The 270-nt window shown below is 35.6% G+C and carries 1 rRNA gene; it reads right to left on the reverse strand.

Annotated features, from left to right (window positions below):
- A 5S ribosomal RNA gene (rrf, locus tag AXW61_RS17005) occupies positions 1 to 65 on the reverse strand; the annotation flags it as partial.
- Between the last annotated feature and the right edge of the window lie 205 nt (positions 66 to 270).

The following is a 270-nucleotide window of genomic DNA, read 5'->3' on the forward strand; positions in this document are numbered from 1 at the left end:
CTAAGAGGTTTCACTTCTGAGTTCGGGAAGGGATCAGGTGGTTCACTCTTGCTATTGTCGCCAGCACAACTGTTTATGACTATTCGTTGGGTCTTATTTACACATTGTGTATGCCTAACTTTCATCAAATGAGTTATTAACAGATATATTTGAGTTGATTTTAACATAAAGCATAACTTTATGTCTTGCGCTCGGACAAACATAATTAATGTTTGTTTATTCCTCGCTCATGTATCTAGCTTTATAACTAAATCAAGTTGTTTGCAGTGA

Source organism: Acinetobacter sp. BMW17, from assembly GCF_001592855.1.
GTDB lineage: Bacteria > Pseudomonadota > Gammaproteobacteria > Pseudomonadales > Moraxellaceae > Acinetobacter > Acinetobacter johnsonii.